The 2,355-nt window shown below is 69.0% G+C and carries 3 protein-coding genes; 2 read left to right on the top strand and 1 reads right to left on the bottom strand.

Annotation, left to right across the window (positions count from 1 at the left end; genetic code table 11):
* The coding region (locus VNT50_RS02135) for an MFS transporter (protein ID WP_325483460.1) at positions 1-953 on the top strand (953 nt) is incomplete at its 5' end.
* Entirely contained in the window at positions 950-1,963 is a 1,014-nt protein-coding gene (locus VNT50_RS02130; RefSeq protein ID WP_325483459.1) for a TolB-like translocation protein, read from the top strand. The genes VNT50_RS02135 and VNT50_RS02130, both read left to right, overlap by 4 nt.
* 49 nt (positions 1,964-2,012) lie before the next feature.
* On the opposite strand, the gene VNT50_RS02125 is transcribed toward VNT50_RS02130, so the two are convergent.
* On the bottom strand, positions 2,013-2,355 hold a 343-nt coding region (locus VNT50_RS02125), incomplete at its 5' end, for a VanZ family protein (protein WP_325483458.1).

The raw sequence follows: 2,355 nt of genomic DNA, 5'->3' as shown, positions 1-2,355 counted from the left end.
CGGGGTTCGCGGCGATCACCGCGGTGCTGACCGCGGATCGCATCGGCAAAGGCATCCGAACGGCGCCTCGCGACTCGCTCATCACCGCCTCCTCCCACCCCGCCGATCTCGGCCGGTCGTTCGGCGTGCATCGCATGCTCGACAACATCGGCGCGGCGATCGGGCCCCTCGTGGCGTTCTTCATCCTGCTGGTGATCCCGAACGGGTTCCACACGATCTTCGTCGCCTCCCTCGCGTTCGCGTTGATCGGGGTCGCGATCCTCGGGCTGCTCGTGCCCAACACGCGCAATCGCAAGGGGGCGCCGACCTCCTCCGACGACGACTCCCCCGTGACCGGACCCAGGGCACCACGCAAGCGCTTCGCCTGGGGCGTGGTGCTCAAAGGACCGATGCGGCGCGTGCTCGCCGGCGCAGGCATCCTGGGACTGCTGACGATCGGGGACGGGTTCGTCTATCTCGTGCTGCAGTCGCGGAGCGATTTCGCGGCGCAGTGGTTCCCGCTGCTCTACGTCGGAACGAACGTGGTGTTCCTCGTCTTCGCCATTCCCCTCGGTCGACTCTCGGATCGTGTGGGACGCGCGCGCGTGTTCGTGTTCGGCCACGTGGCGCTGCTCGGCGCCTACCTCGTGGCGGCGATGCCGCTCCCCGACATCGCCGCGACGCTGACGTGCCTCCTCTTCTTGGGCGTCTTCTACGCCTCCACGGATGGCGTGCTCGCCGCGCTCGCCGCGCAGCTGACGACACCGGAAACCCACGGCACGGGCCTCGCTGCAGTGCAGACCGTCGTCGCGCTCAGCAGGCTCATCGCGTCGACCTCGTTCGGAATCCTCTGGTTCACGATCGGGCGCGAGCCGTCGATGTACGTCGTGGCCGGGCTCCTCACGATCGCGATCCCGTTGATCGCCGTCCTGTTCCGACCGTTCCTCGCGAGCGTCAGGAGCCGCGCTTCGTGACGACGCGACTGAAATGGACCATCGTCGTCGCGGTATCCCTGCTCGCGCTGGGCGCAACCGCTGTGGTGGGCGTGCTGGCATGGCAGGAATTCCAGAACAGCAGCTCGAGCCCGAGCGCGGTGGAGACCGCATCGGCGGTCGACGTGGCCGGAGACCGAATCGTCTTCCGCAACACGGCCTCGGGGCAGGGCTACGGGCACGTCGCGAGCGTGCCCCTCGACGACCCGACTGCGGCGCGTGCGGTGACCGATACCGCGTGCGACCGTGTGGACGCCACCGACGACGAGTTCGTCTGCCTGCGCACCGAGCGGGGCATCGCGCCCACCTTCACCGCGGCCCTGTTCGACCACGACGGCGTCGAACAGGCGCAGTGGCCGCTGCCCGGCATCCCGAGTCGTACCCGGTTGTCGGCGGACGGCAGCCGCATCGCGACCACCGCCTTCGTGACGGGACATTCGTATGCCACGGTCGGATTCTCGACGGAGACCATCATCCGGACGGCCGCGGGTGAGAGCCTGGGCAACCTCGAGGATTTCACCCTGACCATCGACGGGCAGCCGATCGCGGCGATCGACCGCAACTTCTGGGGCGTCACGTTCGTCGACGACCAGACGTTCTATGCGACCGCGTCGTCGGGCGGCAAGACGTGGCTCGTTCTCGGCGACCTCGGCGCGCGCACGCTGACCTCGGTCGCTGAGGGCGTGGAGTGCCCATCGGTCTCGCCCGACGGCACGCGCATCGCTTTCAAGCGCGTCACCTCGGGCGATGGGCCGACGGTGCACTGGACGCCGGCGGTTCTCGATCTCGCCACCGGAGGGGTGACGTTGCTGCCGGAGGAGCGCGGCATCGACGATCAGATCGAGTGGCTCGACGATGAGACCATCCTCTACGGACTCCCCCGCGAGGGCGTGGCCGGCGACACCGACGTGTGGGCGCTGGCGGCCGACGGGTCAGGCGAGCCCGAGATCTTCATCGAGCACGCCTGGTCGCCGTCGGTCGTGCGGGGCTGACCGTCGCGGCCGCGAGCGGCCCTGCCTCGTCTCTGGATGAGTGAGTCCGTTAGTCGTGCGACGAAACCTGTCCGGCCGGCGATCGCCGCCGCCGGGCCGCAATGATCGCCCAGGCGATCGCCGCGCCGATCGCGGCACCGAGCACGTTCGCCAGCACGTCTCGCACGCTCGCGGTTCTGGCCGGAAGGAGGCCCTGCGCGAGCTCTGCGCACGCCGAGAGGGCGAGTGCGAGGAGGACTCCGACCCACGGTCGCCGCACCAGCAGGGTGAGCAGCAGCCCCAACGGCACGAAGAACATGATGTTCGCGATGAACTCGAACCAGCCGGAGCCGAACGCCGTGATCCCCAGGGTCTCTCTCACCCACGTCGAGAAGACATCCAGAGCGCCCGTC

Origin of the sequence: Microbacterium sp. (assembly GCF_035554235.1) — a bacterium.
Lineage (GTDB): Bacteria > Actinomycetota > Actinomycetes > Actinomycetales > Microbacteriaceae > Microbacterium.
Note: the sequence above shows the minus strand (reverse complement) of the source record. Positions and strands in the feature narration are given on the sequence as shown.